The sequence below is a fragment of the Morganella morganii genome (assembly GCF_019243775.1).
Taxonomy (GTDB): Bacteria; Pseudomonadota; Gammaproteobacteria; order Enterobacterales; family Enterobacteriaceae; genus Morganella; species Morganella morganii.
Genome location: NZ_CP069157.1, coordinates 1,087,218 through 1,107,071 on the forward strand (window position 1 = coordinate 1,087,218; position 19,854 = coordinate 1,107,071).

Annotated in this window: 15 protein-coding genes; 9 read left to right on the top strand and 6 right to left on the bottom strand. The window is 53.3% G+C overall.

What is annotated here, in order from left to right:
* Nucleotides 1-158: 158 nt before the first annotated feature.
* On the bottom strand, nt 159-1,136 hold the full coding sequence (gene ghrB, locus JL661_RS04955; protein WP_015422905.1) for a glyoxylate/hydroxypyruvate reductase GhrB: 978 nt from the start codon (nt 1,134-1,136) through the stop codon (nt 159-161).
* Between the two features lie 108 nt (nt 1,137-1,244).
* On the opposite strand from ghrB, the gene JL661_RS04960 reads away from it, so the two are divergent.
* On the top strand, nt 1,245-2,549 hold the full coding sequence (locus tag JL661_RS04960; protein WP_062772776.1) for a uracil/xanthine transporter: 1,305 nt from the start codon (nt 1,245-1,247) through the stop codon (nt 2,547-2,549).
* Nucleotides 2,550-2,643: 94 nt separating this feature from the next.
* Complete coding sequence (locus JL661_RS04965) at nt 2,644-3,144, top strand: hypothetical protein (protein WP_004238593.1); 501 nt, start codon at nt 2,644-2,646, stop codon at nt 3,142-3,144.
* A gap of 229 nt (nt 3,145-3,373) precedes the next feature.
* Here the strand turns inward: JL661_RS04965 and JL661_RS04970 are convergent, their stop codons facing one another.
* The 4 genes from JL661_RS04970 to ebgR all read right to left on the bottom strand — a co-directional run bounded on the left by JL661_RS04970 (nt 3,374) and on the right by ebgR (nt 9,618).
* Nucleotides 3,374-4,840, bottom strand: a complete 1,467-nt coding sequence (locus tag JL661_RS04970) for an amino acid permease (protein WP_004238594.1) — start codon at nt 4,838-4,840, stop codon at nt 3,374-3,376.
* A 16-nt stretch (nt 4,841-4,856) separates the two neighbouring features.
* Entirely contained in the window at nt 4,857-5,279 is a 423-nt protein-coding gene (locus JL661_RS04975) for a beta-galactosidase subunit beta (RefSeq protein ID WP_218481053.1), read from the bottom strand.
* A gap of 21 nt (nt 5,280-5,300) precedes the next feature.
* The gene (ebgA, locus tag JL661_RS04980; RefSeq protein ID WP_062772781.1) at nt 5,301-8,363 is read right to left on the bottom strand and encodes a beta-galactosidase subunit alpha; all 3,063 of its coding nucleotides are present in this window, start codon (nt 8,361-8,363) and stop codon (nt 5,301-5,303) included.
* 265 nt (nt 8,364-8,628) lie between these two features.
* Nucleotides 8,629-9,618 carry a transcriptional regulator EbgR gene (ebgR, locus tag JL661_RS04985; RefSeq protein WP_036416830.1) on the bottom strand — a complete coding sequence of 330 codons (990 nt, stop codon included), beginning with the start codon at nt 9,616-9,618 and terminating at the stop codon, nt 8,629-8,631.
* A gap of 242 nt (nt 9,619-9,860) precedes the next feature.
* Here ebgR and galE point away from each other — a divergent pair, with 242 nt between their 5' ends.
* From galE to JL661_RS05005, 4 genes are all read left to right on the top strand, one after another.
* Nucleotides 9,861-10,877 carry a UDP-glucose 4-epimerase GalE gene (gene galE, locus JL661_RS04990; RefSeq protein ID WP_004242315.1) on the top strand — a complete coding sequence of 339 codons (1,017 nt, stop codon included), beginning with the start codon at nt 9,861-9,863 and terminating at the stop codon, nt 10,875-10,877.
* Between the two features lie 73 nt (nt 10,878-10,950).
* The gene (locus tag JL661_RS04995; RefSeq protein WP_062772784.1) at nt 10,951-12,003 is read left to right on the top strand and encodes a UDP-glucose--hexose-1-phosphate uridylyltransferase; all 1,053 of its coding nucleotides are present in this window, start codon (nt 10,951-10,953) and stop codon (nt 12,001-12,003) included.
* A 13-nt stretch (nt 12,004-12,016) separates the two neighbouring features.
* Complete coding sequence (galK, locus tag JL661_RS05000) at nt 12,017-13,171, top strand: galactokinase (RefSeq protein WP_062772787.1); 1,155 nt, start codon at nt 12,017-12,019, stop codon at nt 13,169-13,171.
* Nucleotides 13,172-13,182: 11 nt separating this feature from the next.
* Complete coding sequence (locus JL661_RS05005; protein ID WP_062772790.1) at nt 13,183-14,253, top strand: galactose-1-epimerase; 1,071 nt, start codon at nt 13,183-13,185, stop codon at nt 14,251-14,253.
* A 51-nt stretch (nt 14,254-14,304) separates the two neighbouring features.
* Here JL661_RS05005 and JL661_RS05010 read toward each other — a convergent pair whose 3' ends face one another.
* Complete coding sequence (locus JL661_RS05010; protein ID WP_004242310.1) at nt 14,305-14,637, bottom strand: tRNA-binding protein; 333 nt, start codon at nt 14,635-14,637, stop codon at nt 14,305-14,307.
* A gap of 98 nt (nt 14,638-14,735) precedes the next feature.
* On the opposite strand from JL661_RS05010, the gene JL661_RS05015 reads away from it, so the two are divergent.
* From JL661_RS05015 to JL661_RS05025, 3 genes are all read left to right on the top strand, one after another.
* Nucleotides 14,736-15,740: a substrate-binding domain-containing protein gene (locus JL661_RS05015; protein ID WP_004904318.1), complete on the top strand. Its 1,005-nt coding sequence runs from the start codon at nt 14,736-14,738 to the stop codon at nt 15,738-15,740.
* A 292-nt stretch (nt 15,741-16,032) separates the two neighbouring features.
* On the top strand, nt 16,033-18,072 hold the full coding sequence (locus JL661_RS05020; RefSeq protein WP_004904321.1) for a TonB-dependent receptor domain-containing protein: 2,040 nt from the start codon (nt 16,033-16,035) through the stop codon (nt 18,070-18,072).
* A 555-nt stretch (nt 18,073-18,627) separates the two neighbouring features.
* On the top strand, nt 18,628-19,488 hold the full coding sequence (locus JL661_RS05025) for an alpha/beta hydrolase (RefSeq protein ID WP_036416838.1): 861 nt from the start codon (nt 18,628-18,630) through the stop codon (nt 19,486-19,488).
* Nucleotides 19,489-19,854 lie beyond the last annotated feature (366 nt).

The window sequence follows — 19,854 nt, forward strand, 5'->3', positions numbered from 1 at the left end:
ATTCCGGAATAGTGTGCTACAGATAGAACTATATCAGCGATGAATACTATCGTATTTATCTGATAATTATGGAAATTAACATTTATCCGGGAAGGGCGGAAATAGCAGAGACAGCAGATTATCCGTCAGAGATAACCTGCTGTGTACAGACGGGATAATTACTGTTGCTGAGCCTGCGGATTGACGCAATTCTGACTGACATCCCCTTTCAGGGCACGCAGTACATTATCCGCAGCACAGGCAGCCATCGCATAGCGGGTTTCATGGGTGGCGGAGCCGATATGCGGCATCAGTACTACATTATCCAGTGACAGCAGCGGTGAATCCGGCGGCAGCGGCTCCTGTTCAAAAACATCCAGCCCGGCGGCGAGGATCGTTTTATCTTTCAGCGCCTGTGCCAGTGCGGCTTCGTCGATCACGGCACCGCGCCCGATATTGACCAGAATGGCACTGCGTTTCATTTTTTCAAACTGTTCGCGGCCGAATAAATGGCGGGTTTCCGCCGTCAGCGGCAGGGTGATACAGACAAAATCTGACTCTGCCAACAGGGCATTCAGTGAACGGTATTCCGCCTGATACGCTTTTTCGGTTTTTTCATGGCGGGAGCGGGCATTGTAGAGCACTTTCATGCCGAATCCGCAGTGCGCCCGGCGCGCCAGTGCATCACCGATGCGGCCCATGCCGGCAATTCCCATCGTTTTATGGTGGACGTCACAGCCGTACCAGTCCGGCGTGATACTTTCTGTCCACTCGCCGCGTTTCACCCGCTCTGAGCTGATGATCATTTTCCGTGCAGTCGCCAGCACCAGTGCCATCGTGGCATCGGCAACGGTTTCGGTCAGGACATCCGGGGTATGCATCAGCACCACATTCCGTGCACTGAGGGCAGAGACATCAAAATTGTCATAACCGACGGTGATGGTGGAAGCCACCCGCAGTTTCGGGGCCATCGCCAGGAAACGGGCATCAATTTTCCCGCCGGAGCCGAGGATAGCATCCGCTCCGGCCAGCAGCGGTTTTACTGACGGGTCAATGTCCGGATCAATTTCCGCCACGCGGTGAACATCGCACTCAGCGGACAAACGGGTGAGGATATCGTCAGGAATATCGCGGTAAACAAGAACGGATGGTTTCATCATGACCTCTCTGAGTGAAAAACTCACAAAATAATCTCTCTTTGATAGTATGATCATTATCACTATATTAAAAATAAATCTGACACTGCATCCAAAAGGCGTTACCCCATGATAAAAATGCAAAAAAGCCACTGGCTGTCCGGCTTTCAGTGGTATTTCTTTATTTTCTGCAATACGGTACTGATCCCGCCGACACTGCAATCTGCGTTTCATCTTTCTGACGCCGCCACACTGACTATCACACAATACAGTTTTATCGCCACCGCGCTCGGCAGCCTGGTGCAGGTGTTTACCGGCCACCAGCGTGCGATTATGGAAGGGCCGACCGGCCTGTGGTGGGCTACCATTCTGGGGATCGCTGTGGCGGAAGCCTCTTTCGGGACTTCTGCGGGTGTGACCGGCGCAAACCTTGCTATCGGGATTGCCTGTGCGGGACTTATCACGTTGGTGATTGGCTTTACCGGCGCAGGAGCCCGTATCGCCCGGATTTTTAACCCGGCGGTGATGGCAGTGTTTATGTTTATGATAGGCGCGCAGCTGGTCTCCATTTTCCTGAAAGGGATGCTGGGACTGCCGTTCGGTATCATGCCGCCGGATGCCACCGTGAATTACCCGGTCTTTTTCCTGGCGCTGGTAACGCTGATCCTGGTGCTGGGCGTGATTGTGTATGCCCCGGTATCCGTGGCCAAATATGCGCTGCTGATTGGCGTGTTGCTGGGCTGGGGAGCTTATGTGCTGCTGTTTTCCCCGCCGGGACGAGATGTGGCATCCGCATCATGGGAATTTCTGCCGCTCGGCAGCACTGACGGGTTTGAATTCCGCTGGGGCGTGATTATCACCTGTATCCTGACCGGGCTTCTGAATATCAGTAATACCTTCGGTGCCATCCGTTCGACGGATGTGTTTTACATGGATAAACTGCAGGAGAATAATGTCCTGTTCCGGCGCAGCTTTATTGTCACCGGCTCGGTGACACTGCTGACCGCGCCGCTGGCAGTGGTGCCGTTTGCACCGTTTGTCTCCTCGGTGGGATTAATCACCCAGACCAATGACAGCAGCCGGACATCCCTGGTGGTCGGCAGTGTGCTGTTTCTGCTGATGGGGCTGATCCCGCCGGTGACACTTTTCTTCAGCGGATTGCCGCTCGCCATCGGCAGTGCCGTGATGCTGGCAACTTACCTGCCGCTGATGTTCTCCTCGCTGGCTTTCGTGGATAAAATTTCCCTGAATGCACGTAATATTTACCGGCTGGCGCTCCCGCTGTTTGTCGGCATTTTCCTGATCAATCCGCCTGCCGTCTTTATCAGCGACCTGCCGGTGCTGCTGCGCCCGATGCTGGGGAACGGCATGCTGGTGGCAATTTTGCTGGCGGTGTTGTCAGAAAGCCTGGTGCGCTGGGATAAGGTAAAGTAGGGCAATACTGCGGCATTTTTCCGGATGCGCGGGAAACTGTGATAGACTTTGTGTCTGTTCCGGCTCCGGAAAATGCACTGACAAAAGGATATTTATGACGCACAAACTCTGGCTGGCAACCGCACTGCTCCCGATTTTGCTCAGCGGTTGTGCCGCGCCTCTGCCACCGGCGCAGACGCAGGAAAACTGCCCGGATTTCACCGGTGTTTATCAGCTGCCGCTGCAGGGGGAATCACAGAGTATTGCCCTGACATTGCTGGATAAATCCACTAATCAGTATGGTGTGGGCGTGAAGGACAAAAACGGCGTTGATCATTTCACCTCGCGTCCGTATCAGGGCGATATGGTGCGGATGGATAAAAAAGAGATGAACGGCCAACTGGCATGCAGTGTGATGATTGACCAGGTGGGGCTGATTAAGCAGGTTGAAAAAGGTGGCCCGATGCCGGGCTTCCCGGGGATTGCCCGCAACGATGATATTAAAATGGCCACCGGCTATGCGTTGTTTATTTTCAGCCCGCAGGGAATCGATTTTATTAATCTGATCAAAACTTCCGACACAGTACCGATGGAGTTGCAGCCGCCGCGTTACTGAGCTGGTTTTAATGTAAAAGGGGGGTAACCGGCAGAGAAATGAAAAGCATGCGAGCCATGGATGGCGAGCCTGAGCGTACAGGGACCGTATTTACAGCGACTTTTCATTTTTGCCGGTTACCACCGGAGTCACCGGACTATCAGAAATAATATACCCCGGTCTGTCAGGGGATTCTCTGAGCACAATAAAAAAGCCACCGTCCGGTGGCTTTTCAGTATCTGCAGGATAATCAGATATTATCGACGGATTCTTCGCCGCGGGCCAGTGCGGTTTGCGCGGTCGGGGCATCGGCGATTTTCCGCTCTTCTGCGGTCAGGGTTTTTTCATAGCGGCTGTATTTCCACCAGGCGTAGCCCAGGAAAATCAGGATCCCGCTGACGTTATAGAACAGAATGGTCGCAATGTTGGCACCGGTCGGGAAAGTGGAGGCCAGGAAGCCGATAGTGAAAATCACAATCAGCAGGGAGACCACCGCAATCCCCGTGGTGCGTGAACCCATGCGGAAGTCACGCGGGATATGATCCAGTTTGCGGCGCAGATTCAGGTACGCCAGCATGATAAACAGCGGCGGCAGCATTGATGCAGCGGCAGTCATGTTGATGACGGTGTTCATCAGATCCTGAACGGTATCGGAACCGAGGGTCGGGATAAACATCAGCGGGATCACAATCAGGAACTGGATCCAGGCGGCACGTGCCGGTACGCCGTGTTTGTTCAGTTCGACTGTTTTGGCACCAAAGACACCTTTCGGGATCTCCGCGAAGAAGATTTTAACCGGTGCCGCGGTCCACATCAGCAGGGAGCCGAACATGGCGGTGAAAGAGACCACGCCGACAAAGCGGTTCATCAGGATCTCCGGCAGACCGAAATAGGTGGATAACCCTTCAAAGACCTGGACAGAGCCGCCGGTAAACTTCAGTGCTTCACGCGGTACAAACACGTTGATCACCACGGAGGAGACGGAATAGAGCAGGCCGATGAATAATCCAGCAATAATAATCACCTTCACGAATGCTTTACTGCCGCCTTTGACGTCATTCACATACACGGCAACTGATTCCGCACCTCCGGCCGCCATAAAGATCCACGCGGTGATCCCGAGGAATGCCCAGTTAAAGTTCGGCGTCATGGCTTCCACAGTGATCGGATCCGCAGGCTGAATTCCCCCCACCAGCGCAACGCCGGCCAGCGCGATATACGAGAAGGTCAGCAGCAGCATCATCGAGGAAGTGACAGAGGTCATCGGTCCCAGCAGTTTTGCCCCGTTGGTGGAAACATAGGTGGAGAAGGCAAACAGCACGGTACTGAGCAGCGCAGTGGTGACCGGCGTGAAGATATATTCATAGCCGAGGAAAGCGTAAGAAGCATAGGCGATAACACGCGGCAGCAGCGAGGTGAAGAAAAACAGGTTCACAAACCAGTAGGTATAAGCAGCGAGGAAAGCCCAGCGGCCGCCGAGGGCACTGCGCACCCAGGCGTAAACACCGGCTTCGGAGTTTTTATTCAGGGAGACGAACTCCGCGATAATCAGACAGAACGGAATAAAATAGAAAATCGTGGCGATAAAGAACATCGGTGCGGAAGCCAGTCCGAGCTCGATATTATTATTAATGACGTTGTTAAAACTGTATACAGCGGCAAAGGTCATGGACAGCAGTCCGAACTTGCCGATGGTATTACGCGCGGATGTGGACATAGCGTTCTCCGTGGGTCTATTTATTCAGGAAATAACCGTCTTCAATGGTCACGGTAAGCACCACTTTGCGGACATCGCCTGAGCAGGTGAACCGGTATGCCTCGTGATTTTCACACACCAGCACATTGCCGGCTTTACAGAGCAGGGTTTCCCCTTTGCCGCGCAGGGTTTCGCGGTCAGTTTCATCACTGTAAGCATTCACCGGGGTCAGGGCGGATTTGTCGGCATACTCCACGTTTTCCTCCCCCTCCAGCCAGTAATGCACCTGAAAATAGCGGCGTTTACCGAGGAAATCCGGCTGCGGCGCTGCTTTAGTCTGAAGGCGGTATATCAGTGAATCACCGACAGAATAGGTCACATCAGGATGAATAGACGGGAGGTTATTGATGGCCTCAATACAACGCTGCCATTTTTTCCTGACGGAAAAAACGCTGAAAATCCGTTAAATCAGTAAACAGGATCATGCCCGGCCTCTTGAGTGTGTTTCGCCTGAAAAATGGAGTGTTGCCAGTGTTTCCGCACGGCAGTCGCCTTCGGTAAACGGCAGCAGTGTGAATCCGAAACGGAACGGCCGGAAATAGACACGGTAACTGTCGAGGACTTCACTGCCCCAGGAGTTAGAGCCCAGCCCGGTCAGGGCGTGATCAAGGTTCAGAGTGATATGGCCGTCCGGCTGCCATTCATGCTGATGCTGGGCACGGTGGAGTTCTTCCCCGCGGCACGGCCAGCAGCTGAAATTGATTGGCTGATCAGGACGCACAAACAGGCCGCTGCCGTGATTGTCCGTCAGTGCCAGCCAGCGGGTGTCCTGATGGTTGCCGTTGTTCTGCGGGAACGGGTAATTAACGAACAGGTCACTGACCGGTGACTGATAACGGCCGATAAGATTGGCTTTGCAGCTGTCCGCGTAGTTCTCGCCCGGCCCGCGTCCGTAGTACTCCGCGTGGTCAAAACGGGCATCGATCCCCATATCCATGCCGATGCACGGGATCACATGCGGATAATCGCCGTACGGCTCACCACTGAGGGTCACCGCAACATGGCCGTCCGGCGCAATGGTGTAGCGGTAAGTACAGCGCATGCCGAAATCAAACACCGGCGGGGCAACCACGGAGTTCACCGTGACAATCACATGGCCGTTTTCCTGTGCTGTTTCCATGCCACGGAAATGTTCCTGCATGATTTGCAGGTGTGCCGGATGCCATAAACCTTCATATTCCTGTTTATGGTTATCAATCATCGGTTTAAAGAAACGCATCCGTGGTGCGGCGGCGAGCAGGGATTGCCCGCGGTTTTCCCAGCGGATTAATTTACCGTCGGTTTTTGAGAAGGTGAGGGTGAAATCACAGCCGTGAATATGCATTTCCAGCCGCTCGTCACAGACTGCCAGCGGCGTGGCATCATGTCGGATAAACGGCAGCACCGGCGCAGATGCCGCCGCCAGCGGGAACTGATAAACCGCGATTTCATGTCCGGCAGCACTGTAGCAGGTGGCATTCAGACGGGTGACGATGATATTGACAAACATTTCGCGGCCATCGGCAGCCGGTAAGTTCAGGGCAACGCGGGCGCTTTCGCGGGGAGCGAGTTCAGGCAGCGATAAAATTTCACTGTGAATAATGTCGCCGTCAGCACTATATTCCGCACGGATCTGACACTCTGCCAGCGTACTGAACCAGAAGCGGTTTTCAATGGTGATTTCGCCGTTGTTCGCATCAAAATCACGTACTTTCACCGGTGCGATAACTTGCTTGTACTCTTTCAGTCCGGCGGACGGGGTTTGATCCGGGAAAATCAGGCCATCCATGCAGAAGTTATAGTTGTTCGGGTAATCGCCGTAGTCACCGCCATATTTATAGAACGGACGACCCTGTTCATCCTGTGCCAGAATGCCGTGGTCACACCATTCCCAGACAAAATGTCCCTGAATGGCGTCATGACGGTCAAACACAGCCTGATATTCACTCAGTCCGCCCGGCCCGTTGCCCATGGCGTGGGCATATTCACAGATAATGCGCGGTTTCGGGTGCGGATATTCACCGAATTCATTCATCATCTGCACACGGGAATACATGGTGCTGATGATATCCACCACATCGGCATCACGGTCTTCTTCATAGTGGATCAGGCGGGTGTCATCAATGGCTTTTGCGGCATCATACATAGCACGGATATTACAGCCGTAACCGGATTCATTACCGAGCGACCACATAATCACGGACGGATGATTTTTCTGTGCATGCACCTGGCGGCGGATGCGGTCGACATACACCGGCTCCCAGGACGGATCATCGGTGATCTGACTGAGATTACCGACGTTGGCAAAACCGTGGGTTTCCACATCGGTTTCCGCCATCACAAACAGGCCGTAAATATCGCACAGCTCGTAAAAGCGCGGATCGTTCGGGTAGTGCGCGGTACGGACAGCATTGATATTGTGCTGCTTCATCAGCCGCAGATCCTGCTCCATCCGGCGGATGCCGACAGCACGGCCTTTGTGTTCATCATTATCGTGGCGGTTGACGCCGTGTAATTTCACATAATGATTATTGATATAAAACAGGCCGTTGCGGACTTTAATATCGCGGAATCCCACCCGCTGCGGGATCACACTGAGCAGATTGCCGTTGCTGTCCGACAGGCGGACCAGCAGGTGATACAGATACGGATCTTCCGCACTCCAGCAGCGCGGGGAAGCGATATCTGCGGTGAATGTGATGGTATGATCGTCAGCAGTCAGCGCTTTTTTCTGCGAAAAACAGACGGTGCTGCCATCATATAAAACGGCCTCAATCTGCATCCCTTCTGCAGAACCGGCAATTTCCGCAGAGGCGGTCAGCCGGGCGCTGCGGTAATCCGGCGCAAAATCGGTGCGGACAGTCAGATCACGGACATGTACCGGCGGTTGTGCAATCAGATACACATCGCGGAAAATCCCCGCCATCCACCACATATCCTGGTCTTCAATATAGGTACTGTCCGCCCACTGCATGACGCGGACAGATAACAGGTTTTCCCCGGCGCTGACAAATTCGGTGATATCAAATTCAGCGGTCAGGTGGCTGCCTTTGCTGAACCCGGCATAGTGGCCGTTCACATAGACTTCAAAATAGGTTTCAACGCCGTCAAATTTAATAATGACCTGTTGTTGTGACCAGTTTTCATCCAGCGTAAACGTGCGCTGATAGGCACCGGTCGGGTTATCTGACGGAACAAACGGCACATCAATCGGGAACGGCCAGCCCTCATCGGTATACTGGAGCTGTCCGTGGCCTTCCATCTGCCACATATTCGGGACAGTGATGGATGACCATTCTGTCATTGGCGTGTGATAAAACGCCTCCGGCACACGCAGCGGATGATCAAAATAGCGGAACTGCCATTGCCCGCTGAGCAGTTTAAAGCCCTGACTCAGCTCACGCTGATAAGTGCGTGCGGCGGTGTCGTTATCATAGGCAAAGAAATAGGCACGCGGCGGCAGGCGGTTTTCATGCAGCAGGGTGTAGTTTTCCCAGTTATTCACAGAAGCTCCTTCTTTATAGTCAGCAATCACTGCGGGCTATCGGATGAGATCAATCATTAACGGGATATTAGTAAAAATTTTACTAAAAACTATAGAGTAAAACTAAGATGTTTAACCTGATCACATAATCCGTACAACAGCGGCACAATCTTGTGAGCTGAAACGCTAAATTGTGTAAAAGGCAGTCATCTTTGCAGAAGGTAAATTTTACTGAAAGAAAAACGGCTGCCTTTCCGGCAGCCGTCAGAATCTTACGGAGGGGGTATTACTTCGTGGTGCCGCGCAGAATAAGGCGGGAGGCGGCAAAGACCTGAAGCGGCTCCTGCCGCTCATCACGCAGACGTTCAAACAGCAGATTCACGCCCTGGCTGCCCATCACCTCAGAGTGGATGCGGACGGTCGACAGTGACGGAATGGTAAACTTGGCGGTCGGGATATCATTGACACTGATAAGAGCGATATCCTCCGGGATAGCGATATGCTGTTCATGCAGGGCGCGCAGCACGCCGATAGCAATGGAGTCAGAAGCGACAAACAGGGCCTTCGGGTAGCTCTCTCCGGCCAGCATCTGTTTTGCCAGAGCATAACCGGACGCGCTGGAGAAATCCCCGCGATAGATATCTTCCCCGCGCACCACACCGCGCAGTGAGCCGTATTCAGTAAACGCGACTTCGCGGATATCCGCCGCCGCCGGGGAATCCTGCCCGCCGATAAAACCTATCCGGTCATAACCTTGTGCAATAAAGAAATCAGTTACGGATTGCGCAATGTACGCGAGGTCAATATCCACCGCGTCATAATCACTCTGGCGATCGCTGAAATCGACAAAGCAGACGGCAGAGCAGAGTGCCTGTACTTCTGTCAGTACCGCGCGGGCACCGTGTCCGATCAGCAGCACGCCGTCCGGGCGGGAGACCGTCTCCGGCAGATTGTTTTCATAAGCGTGCGTCAGCTCAATACCCAGCCGTTCGCTCTGTAACTCAATGCCGTGGCGGATGGAGAGATAATAAGGATCATTAATTTCCGCTGTTTTCGGATAGCTGTAAACCGCCAGGAAATGCAGCCGCTGTGCCTGACGTTTGCCCGTGGTGTGACGGCGCTGCGCGGAAACGGTGTATTCCAGTTTCTCGGCGATTTCCAGGATACGCAGCTTGGTTTCTTCTTTCACACTGAGTGTCGGGTCGTCATTCAGCACCCGCGACACGGTCGCGAGTGAGACACCGGCTTGCCGGGCGATATCTTTTAGCGTGGCCATTTTTTTGTTCTTTCTCCTCCGGCCGGGAACTGCGGCAGGGCAACAGGCGTAATTCAGGCAGTGACAGCTACTTATAGTAACACAGAAACTTTTAGTAAAAACCATTCAGTGCATCAGTGTAAACGTTTACACAAATCAGATCAGTATCACAGACTCAAAAACTATTCATGGTTAGAATCTTCCCCGTCCTCACGTTATACTTTGGTTTTCTCTGAATACATTACAAAGCCTGAGAGGTATATGTGGAAATTCTTGTCACCGGCGGTATGGGCTATATCGGCAGCCATACCTGCGTACAGCTGATGAATGCAGGCATGACACCGGTTATTGTGGATAATCTGTGTAATGCCAATGCCAAAGTTCTGGCGCGGATCACTGCAATTACCGGAAAAGAACCTGTTTTTTATCAGGGGGATATCCGTGATGAAGCCTTTCTTGACAGCGTATTTGCCAAACACCGTATTGATGCGGTGATTCACTTTGCGGGCCTGAAAGCCGTGGGTGAATCCGTGGAAAAACCGGTTGAATATTATGATAACAATATCAACGGCACGCTGGTTCTGCTGCGCAGCATGAAGCGGGCGCAGGTGAAACGGATTATTTTCAGCTCTTCCGCCACTGTTTACGGCGATCCGGCCAGTGTGCCGATCACCGAAGAATCCGCTATCGGTAACACCACAAACCCTTACGGCACCAGTAAATACATGGTTGAGCGCATTCTGAATGATGTGCTGATCGCAGATAATGACTGGTCTGTATCACTGCTGCGTTATTTCAACCCGGTCGGGGCGCATCCGACAGGCACGATGGGTGAGGATCCTAAAGGTATCCCGAATAACCTGACGCCATATATCACTCAGGTTGCTATCGGCCGCCGTGAAAAAGTCAGTATCTATGGAAACGATTACCCTACACCTGACGGTACCGGGGTGCGTGATTACATCCATGTGATGGATCTGGCGGACGGCCATGTTGCGGCACTGAAAACCGTGGCACAGTCCTCCGGGCTGCATATCTATAACCTGGGCACCGGCAAAGGCACCAGTGTGCTGGAAATGATTGCGGCGTTCAGTAAAGCGGCCGGTAAACCGATCCCGTATGCTGTCTGTGACCGCCGTCCGGGGGATATCGCTGAGTGCTGGTCCAGCCCGGATAAAGCGGCCCGTGATATGCAGTGGCGTGCCGTCCGCACTGTTGATGATATGGCGCAGGATGCCTGGCGCTGGCAGCAGCAGAACCCGGAAGGTTACGCAGACTGACGAAATACGAAAACCGGTAACGCCTGAGGACAATCATCGCTAACCCGTTTCATCGTCAGAGAGAATTGTGTCTATGATGACTTTTGATCCGTCTGATTGCCCTCACCGCCGCTATAACCCGTTAACGGGACAGTGGATTTTAGTCTCTCCTCACCGGGCAAAACGCCCGTGGCAGGGGAGAGATGAAGTCGCTGATGTGGCGGATTTACCGGCTTATGACCCTGACTGTTTTTTGTGTCCGGGAAATACCCGGGTAAGCGGCGATATTAATCCTGCTTACACCGGCACTTATGTTTTTCAGAATGATTTCTCCGCGCTGAGACCGCAGCCCTGCACACAGCCGGAAAACACCAGTCCGTTATTTCAGACTCAGGCCGTCAGCGGGCTGAGCCGCGTGCTCTGTTTTTCTCCCGACCACAGCAAAACTCTGCCGGAACTGCCGGTGGCACAAATCCGTGCCGTCATTGATACCTGGCAGGCGCAGGCACAGGAACTCGGGGAAAAATACCTCTGGGTGCAGCTGTTTGAGAATAAAGGGGAACTGATGGGCTGCTCACAGCCGCATCCGCACGGTCAGATCTGGGCCGGTGATTTTCTGCCTGATGCCCTGAGCCGCAAAGACGGACTGCTGCGCGACTATTCCCGGCAGCACGGCAGTAACCTGCTGCTGGATTACGCGCAGGCGGAGCTGAAAGACGGCAGCCGTATTGTGACGGAAACGGAGCACTGGCTGGCAGTGGTGCCGTACTGGGCGGCGTGGCCGTTTGAAACCATGCTGCTGCCGAAACACCGCGTGATCACCCGGATGGAAGCCATGACAGATGCGGAGCGGGATGACCTCGCACTGGCACTGAAAAAACTCACCAGCCGCTACGATAACCTGTTCCGCTGTGCCTTCCCGTACTCGATGGGCTGGCATTTTGCGCCGTATTTTCAGCAGGGCGAACCGCTGGATCACTGGCAGTTACATGCACTCTATTATCCGCCGCTGCTGCGTTCCGCGACAGTGCGCAAATTTATGGTCGGCTATGAAATGCTGGCGGAAAGCCAGCGTGACCTGACACCGGAGCAGGCTGCAGAGCGGCTGCGTGTAGTCAGCGACCACCATTTTAAAACCCCTTTATAATCTGAGGTTTCCGATGAAAACAGTTATCAGCAAGGCACTACATGCCTTTGAACAGTGCTTCGGCGCATCCCCTGACATGCTGATCCGGGCACCGGGCCGCGTGAATCTGATTGGCGAACACACAGATTATAACGACGGTTTTGTTCTGCCGTGTGCCATTGATTTCGGCACCGTGGCAGCCGCCTCGCGGCGTGATGATCAGAAGGTCTGCGTGGTGGCTGCGGATTATGATAATGATCGCGATGAGTTTGATCTCTCACAGCCGATCGAATACCGCGATAATAAATTGTGGGCAAATTATATCCGCGGCGTGATCAAATACCTGGCGGAGCGCGGTTTTGTGTTCGGCGGGATGAATATTGCTGTCAGCGGCAATGTGCCGCAGGGCGCGGGTCTGAGCAGTTCCGCCTCGCTGGAGGTGGTGATCGGCCAGACTGTCAAAGCCCTGTATGATTTACCCGTCAGCCGTGAAGTCATTGCCCTGAACGGGCAGCAGGCGGAGAACCAGTTTGTCGGCTGTAACTGCGGCATTATGGATCAGCTGATTTCAGCCTGTGGTGAAGACGGGCACGCATTGCTGATCGACTGCCGCAGCCTGGAAACCCGCGCGGTTGCCATGCCGGAAAACAGTGTGGTGATGATTATTAACTCCAACAAAAAACGCGGCCTGGTGGACAGCGAATACAACACCCGGCGGCGTCAGTGTGAGGCGGCAGCGGAGTTCTTCGGCGTTCCGGCGCTGCGGGATGTGACTATGGAGCTGTTCACCGCCCGGGCTCATGAGCTGGATGCGGTGACCGCGAAACGGGCCCGTCATGTGATCAGCGAAAATATCCGCACCCTGGCAGCGGCGGAAGCTCTGAAAGACGGGGATTTACCGCGTCTCAGTCAGCTGATGGCGGAGTCCCATCACTCTATGCGTGATGACTTTGAAATCACGGTCCCTGAAATTGATGCTCTGGTCACGATTATCGGTGATGTTATCGGCGCGGAAGGCGGTGTCCGCATGACCGGCGGCGGCTTCGGCGGTTGTGTGGTCGCGCTGGTGAAGCCGGAACATGTCGCTCCGGTTACAGACGCGATTAACGCACACTATACGGCGATCTCCGGTCTGACTGCGGATATTTATGTCTGCCGTGCCAGTGACGGCGCCGGTGTGATCCGCTGACCGGAGGGGATATGACACATATGCAGCAGCGCCCTTATGAACGGGCGCTGGCAACCGAACCGGCCGCAGACGGCAGACCGGCGGAGGTAGTGGTTCTGACCAACCACAACGGCATGCGCATCAGTATTGCCGATACCGGCGCGACCTGGCTCAGCTGTGAGTTGCCGCTGGCAGACGGAATGCGGGATGTGGTGTGCGGTGTGGCGGACAGCGCCGGATTTGCCCGTCAGACCGCCTATTTCGGCGCGACGGTCGGGCGCTTTGCCAACCGGATTGCGGGCGGTGGTTTCACCCTGAACGGGCAGTTTTATCCGCTCGCCTGTAATGAAGGCACCACCTGTCTGCATGGCGGAACGGATAACTTCAGCCACCGGCGCTGGCAGATCCGCCGTCGTTCAGCGGATTCCGTAACATTTTCCCTGCAGTCGCCGGATGGTGACCAGGGTTTTCCGGGCAATCTCAGTGCAGAAGTCACTTATCAGCTGACGCCGGAAAACGAAGTCCGCCTGACTTACCGGACACAAACAGACAAAGCCTGTCCGGTCAGTCTGACCAATCATGCCTATTTCAACCTTGCCGGTGAAAACAGCGGCGTGAAGGTGACAGAAGGGGAAATGCAGATCCGGGCGGACAAACGTCTGGGGCTGAATGCAGATAACTTACCTGACGGGACGCTCTGCCCGGTAGCCGGCACTGTGTTTGATTTGCGCACCCGCAGGCCGCTGTCTCAGGGTTTTATGTCTGAGGCGGCACAGCAGCTGACAAAAGGCTTTGATCACGCCTTTGTGCCGGACCCGGCATTGTGTGACGGTAAACAGATTATCGCGGCGTACTGGTCACCGGCGGGGGATGTGTGTCTGGAAGTGGCAACCACCATGCCCTGCATACAGCTTTATACCGGCAATTATCTCGGCGGTCAGCCGGGAAAACACGGCGATTATCAGGATTATGCCGGGCTGGCGCTGGAAACCCAGTATTTCCCGGACGGGCCGAATCACCCGCACTGGCCGGATGCGGTCAAAGGCATTTCAGCAGCGGGGGAACAGCGGGAGAGTGTAACAGTATACCGGTTTGTGTTTTAGACAGTGGCTCACAACGGTGAGCCACTCAGGCCGTTGACAAACTTTGCTTTATCAGACAATACGGACACCGGCAGGCATTACACGTTCCGGGGTCAGCAGGACGCTTTCTGAGCCGTCATCGGTTTCGGCGCACAGCAGCATACATTCAGAGGTTTCGCCGCGCATTTTGGCTTTCTGCAGATTGCACAGCACCACGACCTGCTTATGCAGTAACTCTTCCTCTGTATAATACGGCACGAGACTGGTGACGGTCTGAAGCGAGCGGTCACCGACATTTATCTGAACAATATAGAGTTTATCGGCATTTTCGTGACGTTTAACATCCGTGATCCGGCCGGTGCGGATCTCCAGTTTAGCGAAATCAGGGTAAGCGACAGTTTCCATAGTAAAATCCGGTAAAATTTTAGTAAAAGATAATAAAAATTAGCAGAGTTACACCGGATGGCAAGTACCGGGATCACAAAACAATAACGGAGCGGTAAATGGCAACCATTAAAGATGTTGCGAAACTGGCGGGGGTATCAGTGGCAACGGTCTCGCGGGTTATCAATCAGTCACCGAAAGCCGGTGCGGAATCCATCCGTGCGGTTCAGGCGGCCATGAAGGAGCTGGCTTACCGCCCGAATGCGGCGGCGCGGGCGCTGGTCAGCCAGAGCAGTGATATTGTCGGCGTGCTGGTGGGGGATGTGTCCGATCCGTTTTTCGGTTCATTGGTCAAAGCCGCAGATGAGGTGGCGCATCAGCACGGAAAACATCTTTTAATCGGCAATGGCTACCACCGGCAGGAGGATGAGCGGCGCGGTATCGAATTACTGATGAACAGCCGTTGTGATGCCTGTGTGATCCATGCCAAAGCACTGAGTGATGAAGAACTGCGCGGCTATGCAGCGGAAATGCCGTCGATGGTGTTTATCAACCGTATGATCCCGGGGCTGGAAAACCGCTGTGTCGCTCTGGATAACAGACGCGGAACCCAGCTTGCCACACAATATTTGCTGAAACAGGGGCACCGCCATATTGCCTGCTTATCGTCATCACACACGATTGAGGACAGTGCGCAACGGCTGGCGGGCTACAGAGATGCTCTGACAGAGGCCGGTTGTGAGCTGCCGGAAGCCTATATTGCCGTTGGTGAACCGGTGGCAGAAGGCGGAGAGGCGGCAATGAGCGCTGTTTTGTCCCTTTCACTGCCGGTGACGGCGGTCGTGGCATACAACGATTTTATGGCGGCGGGGGCGCTGTCGGTGATTGAAGCGAACGGGCTGCGCGCGCCGGAAGATATTTCTGTTATCGGCTTTGATGACAGCATGATCGCACGATATATCCAACCTCGTCTGACCACAATACGTTATCCTGTTGACATGATGGCTCAGACAGCAACACAGCTGGCACTGGCGCTGGCGTCCTCGCAGGCGCTGCCGTTTTGTCCGCCGTGTTACACACCGACTCTGGTTCTCCGCCACTCGGTGATGAGCAGATTTTCCTGACGAGAATGTGTTAATTTTATTTATTAGTTATCCCTCACTATTTACTTTGGTACTTTGTTAGAAGGCTGCAAATTCACCTGAATTTGCAGCATTTTTTTTATCCTGCGATTTTCATTCCCGCCGTTTACTCTCCAGCTGTACTTTCCGGTTTAACGATGTCACAGCAATTTATTATCATCATGATAATAATTTTCATTTGCGATCATATTCTCAATGGCATATATCAATGATAGGATTAATCATTCTCATTTAATACTTCAAATAAAAAATATCAATCCAGTCAGGGAATAATATGAACGCCTCATTCAAACGCTCACTGCTTGCTGTTGCTGTTATGTCAGCGGCCACCGCCGCTTATGCTGAAAATAAAGATGACACCATCGTGGTTACCGCTTCCGGTTTTGCGCAGGAAATGCGCGATGCACCGGCGAGTATCACCGTTATCACCAAGGAGCAGTTACAAAATAAACCGGCTGCCAACCTGATTGACATGGTGAAAGATGTGGAAGGTGTCAGTGTGATCGGCGGTAGCCTGAAGCCGGATATCAGCATCCGTGGTCTGTCCGGGGATTACACCCTGATTATGGTGGATGGTCGTCGTCAGAACAGCCGTGAATCCCGCCCGAACGGCAGCGGCGGTTACGAAGCCGGGTTTATCCCGCCGGTGGAAGCCATTGAACGCATTGAAGTGATCCGCGGACCGATGTCCTCCCTGTATGGTTCCGATGCGATGGGTGGTGTGATTAACATCATCACTAAAGCAGTGGCAGACGAATGGCACGGCTCAATGGGTATGGGCGGTATCATTCAGGAAAGTAAAGATTACGGTAACTCCGCAAATACGGATTTCTATGTCTCCGGGCCGCTGATTAAAGACAAGCTGGGGTTACAGGTTTACGGCGGGCTGAACTATCGCCGCGAAGATAAACTCCTGGAAGGTACACCGCGCAAAGACGACAAAAATATCACCGCTAAACTGGCCTTTACGCCGGTTGAAGGGCAGAAATTCCTTGCGGAAGTCGGCCGCAGCACACAGGAACACACATCTACCCCGGGGAAATCGATTGATGAGACAACTACCCGTGGCGGTATCGTTCAGAAGAACAACAAATCCGAAGTACACAACAATCGTAACCACTGGGCGCTGACCTGGAAAGGTGACTGGGACGAAATTAACAGTGAAGTGAGTGTGTATCAGGAAAATACCATCCGTAAAACCAATACCGGCAAATGGAATAAAGTCAGTGAAGACTGGGTCATGGCATATGAAGCCCGCCAGCCGGAAGTCACCAATACTGTGGTTGACGGAAAGGTCACTGCATTCCTGCCGTCTAACGTCCTGACTGTCGGCGGACAATATCAGTATGCCAAACTGAAAGATGATTCCGTGATTAAAAACAAACAGACCGTCACTGAAAAAATGACTGCTGAGCAGAAAGCGCTGTTTGTGGAAGATGAATTCAGTGTAACCGACGACCTGACGCTGACCGGCGGTCTGCGTATGGACGACCACGAATTCTACGGTAAACACTGGAACCCGCGTGCCTATGCCGTCTATAAGCTGACAGATGAAATCACCATCAAAGGTGGCGTGGCGAAAGCCTTCCGTGCCCCGACACTGCGAGAGTTAAGCCCGAATTTCGGAACGTCCACACAAGGCGGTGCGGCTATCATGTACGGTAACCGTGACCTGAAACCGGAAACCAGCGTTACCGAAGAACTGGGTATTGCTTATGACCACGAATCCGGTTTCTCTGCCAGTGCAACCCTGTTTAACACCGAATTCAAAAACAAGCTGACCAGCTACCAGGTCGCCGGTCAAACCGATCCGCTGACCGGCCTGAATATGTTTATCTACGACAACGTGGGTAAAGCGAATATCCGTGGTGTGGAAATGGCTTCCCGTATTCCGGTGGCAGAAAAATGGAATCTGAACCTGAACTACACCTTCACCGATTCAGAACGTAAGAGTGACGACGAAAAACTCAACGGTAAATCCCTGAAAGGACAACCGCTGGAAATGACACCGCGTCATATGGCGAATGCCAGACTTGACTGGCAGTACCGCCCGGATATGAACTTCTACACTCAGGCAAACTACACCGGCAAACAGGTCTGGGCAGCACAGCGTAACGGGGCCAAACAGCCGCGTGAACGCAGCGGGATCACCACCCTCGACCTCGGGATGACATACCAGGTCATGCCAAATGCGCTGCTGAACTTCGCAGTACTGAACATCGCCAACGAGAAAGGGGATGATATCGAGACTAACGGGAACTGGCAGATCGATGAAGGGCGCCGGTATTGGGCTAATCTGAAACTGAATTTCTGATTACGCGTCATCCTTCGCCCTGTGGCGGCGTTGGCTTCGTTCGGCTCCCCCGGTCACATACTGATGTATGCTCCCGGGGATATCCTCACTTTGCCGCCTTGCCACAGAGCGAATGATTTAGCGTAACGCGTCTCTTTGTTTTGTGGCGGCGTTGGCTGCTCTCAGGAAACCAGGTCAATATTCTGTTTACACAATACGTTATGTAGACGGCAGATGCTGCGCAGAAAAACGAAAAGCGTAGAGCGCCAGGGATGGCGCGATCCGAGCGAACAAGGATGTGACAGCGTCTTTTCGTTCTGCGTGGTATCAGCCGGATCACCGTGGCAGAATCAGGCCCCCGGAATCCTTCCCTTGCCGCCTTGCCACAGAACGGATGATTCAGCAGATTTCGCGAACAAGGATGTGTCAGCGTCTTTCCGCTTTGCCGGTTATCCCGCTGCCCGGGTTTGAAAGAAAATGGTTTTATTTTTTCCGGGGATGGCGCGAACCGAATCTGCGTCATCCTCCGTCCCGTGGCAGAATTGGTTTTTTAAGTAAGTCTTTCCCGGAGTCAGGATGTGGAAAAAAATAATGGTGATTTGTTGCATGATGGCTGTATCTCCCCTGATGGCGCGGCCTTCACAAGAGATTACGCCGCTCACTGAAGCGGCAGAGCAACAGTTCACAGTAACGCATCATGAGATGCAGCAGGGTGATCGTCACTACTGCCTCTTTATCGCGCAGCCGAAACAGCCGCAGACGGCGTACACTGTGCTCTATATGCTCGATGGTAACGGACAGTTTCCGATGATGATTAACCGGCTCAGCGCCGGTAAAACCCGGCCGCTGCCGCTGGTGGTGGGGATCGGTTATCCCTCAGATCAGGCTTACCCGAAAACCCGCACCTTTGATTACACACCGCCCGCAACCGGTGAACAGTTTGCTGCAGGCGGCGGTGAACTTCCTTTCCGGCAGTTTATCCGCGAACAGGTTATTCCGTGGGTGAGCAGTCACTATTCTGTTAACGACCACCGCTACTTCTTTGGCCACAGCCTCGGCGGATTGTTTGTGCTGAGAACGGCCACGGATGAACCCGGTTTATTTACCGATTACATCAGTGCCAGCCCGTCCCTCTGGTGGGGCAATGGCACTTATATGACAGCAGAACGTTTTGATCGCCTCCCGGCGGATATCCGGCTGACCATCACTCAGGGCGGACTGGAAGAAAAACCCGATCTGAGCAAAATGAGCGAAGAACAAAAACACAATCTGTCCGTCCGTTACAGTGACATTACCGCACGGGAAGTGTGTGAGCAGTTACAACTGCGCGGCAAACAGTGTCAGTTCCTGAGCTTCCCCGGAAAGTCCCACGGCAGTGTTATCCCCGATGCACTGGAGACGGTGATTTCCTTATTACCGGCGGATAAGGAAAAATAAGTTATTTTTTTGTTAATCTGCATGTGAAAATACCGAAAATAACAGGGGAAACCCCATATTCCTCTGTTATTTCCTTCCATAACAAAAACTACTCGCAGCCATTAGTTTTTTTGATTTCATTTTTCCCTCGCAAGGGGCTATATTCCGCTCCGTTTCAGACATAAATTCACAATCCACTGCTTCTATCAATGACCCGTCATCAACCATTTTGGCGATGAAACAGCCTGAGAAAAAAAAGCAGCGTCATGTTTTTTTGATTTTTTTGTTTTAGGTGGAGAAAAGCAGTGAGTCACAGCATCCGCACGCCGCGTCCTGACAGTGTGTTAATCCCTGTCGCCGGTCTGACGTTATTTGCGATTGCATCCG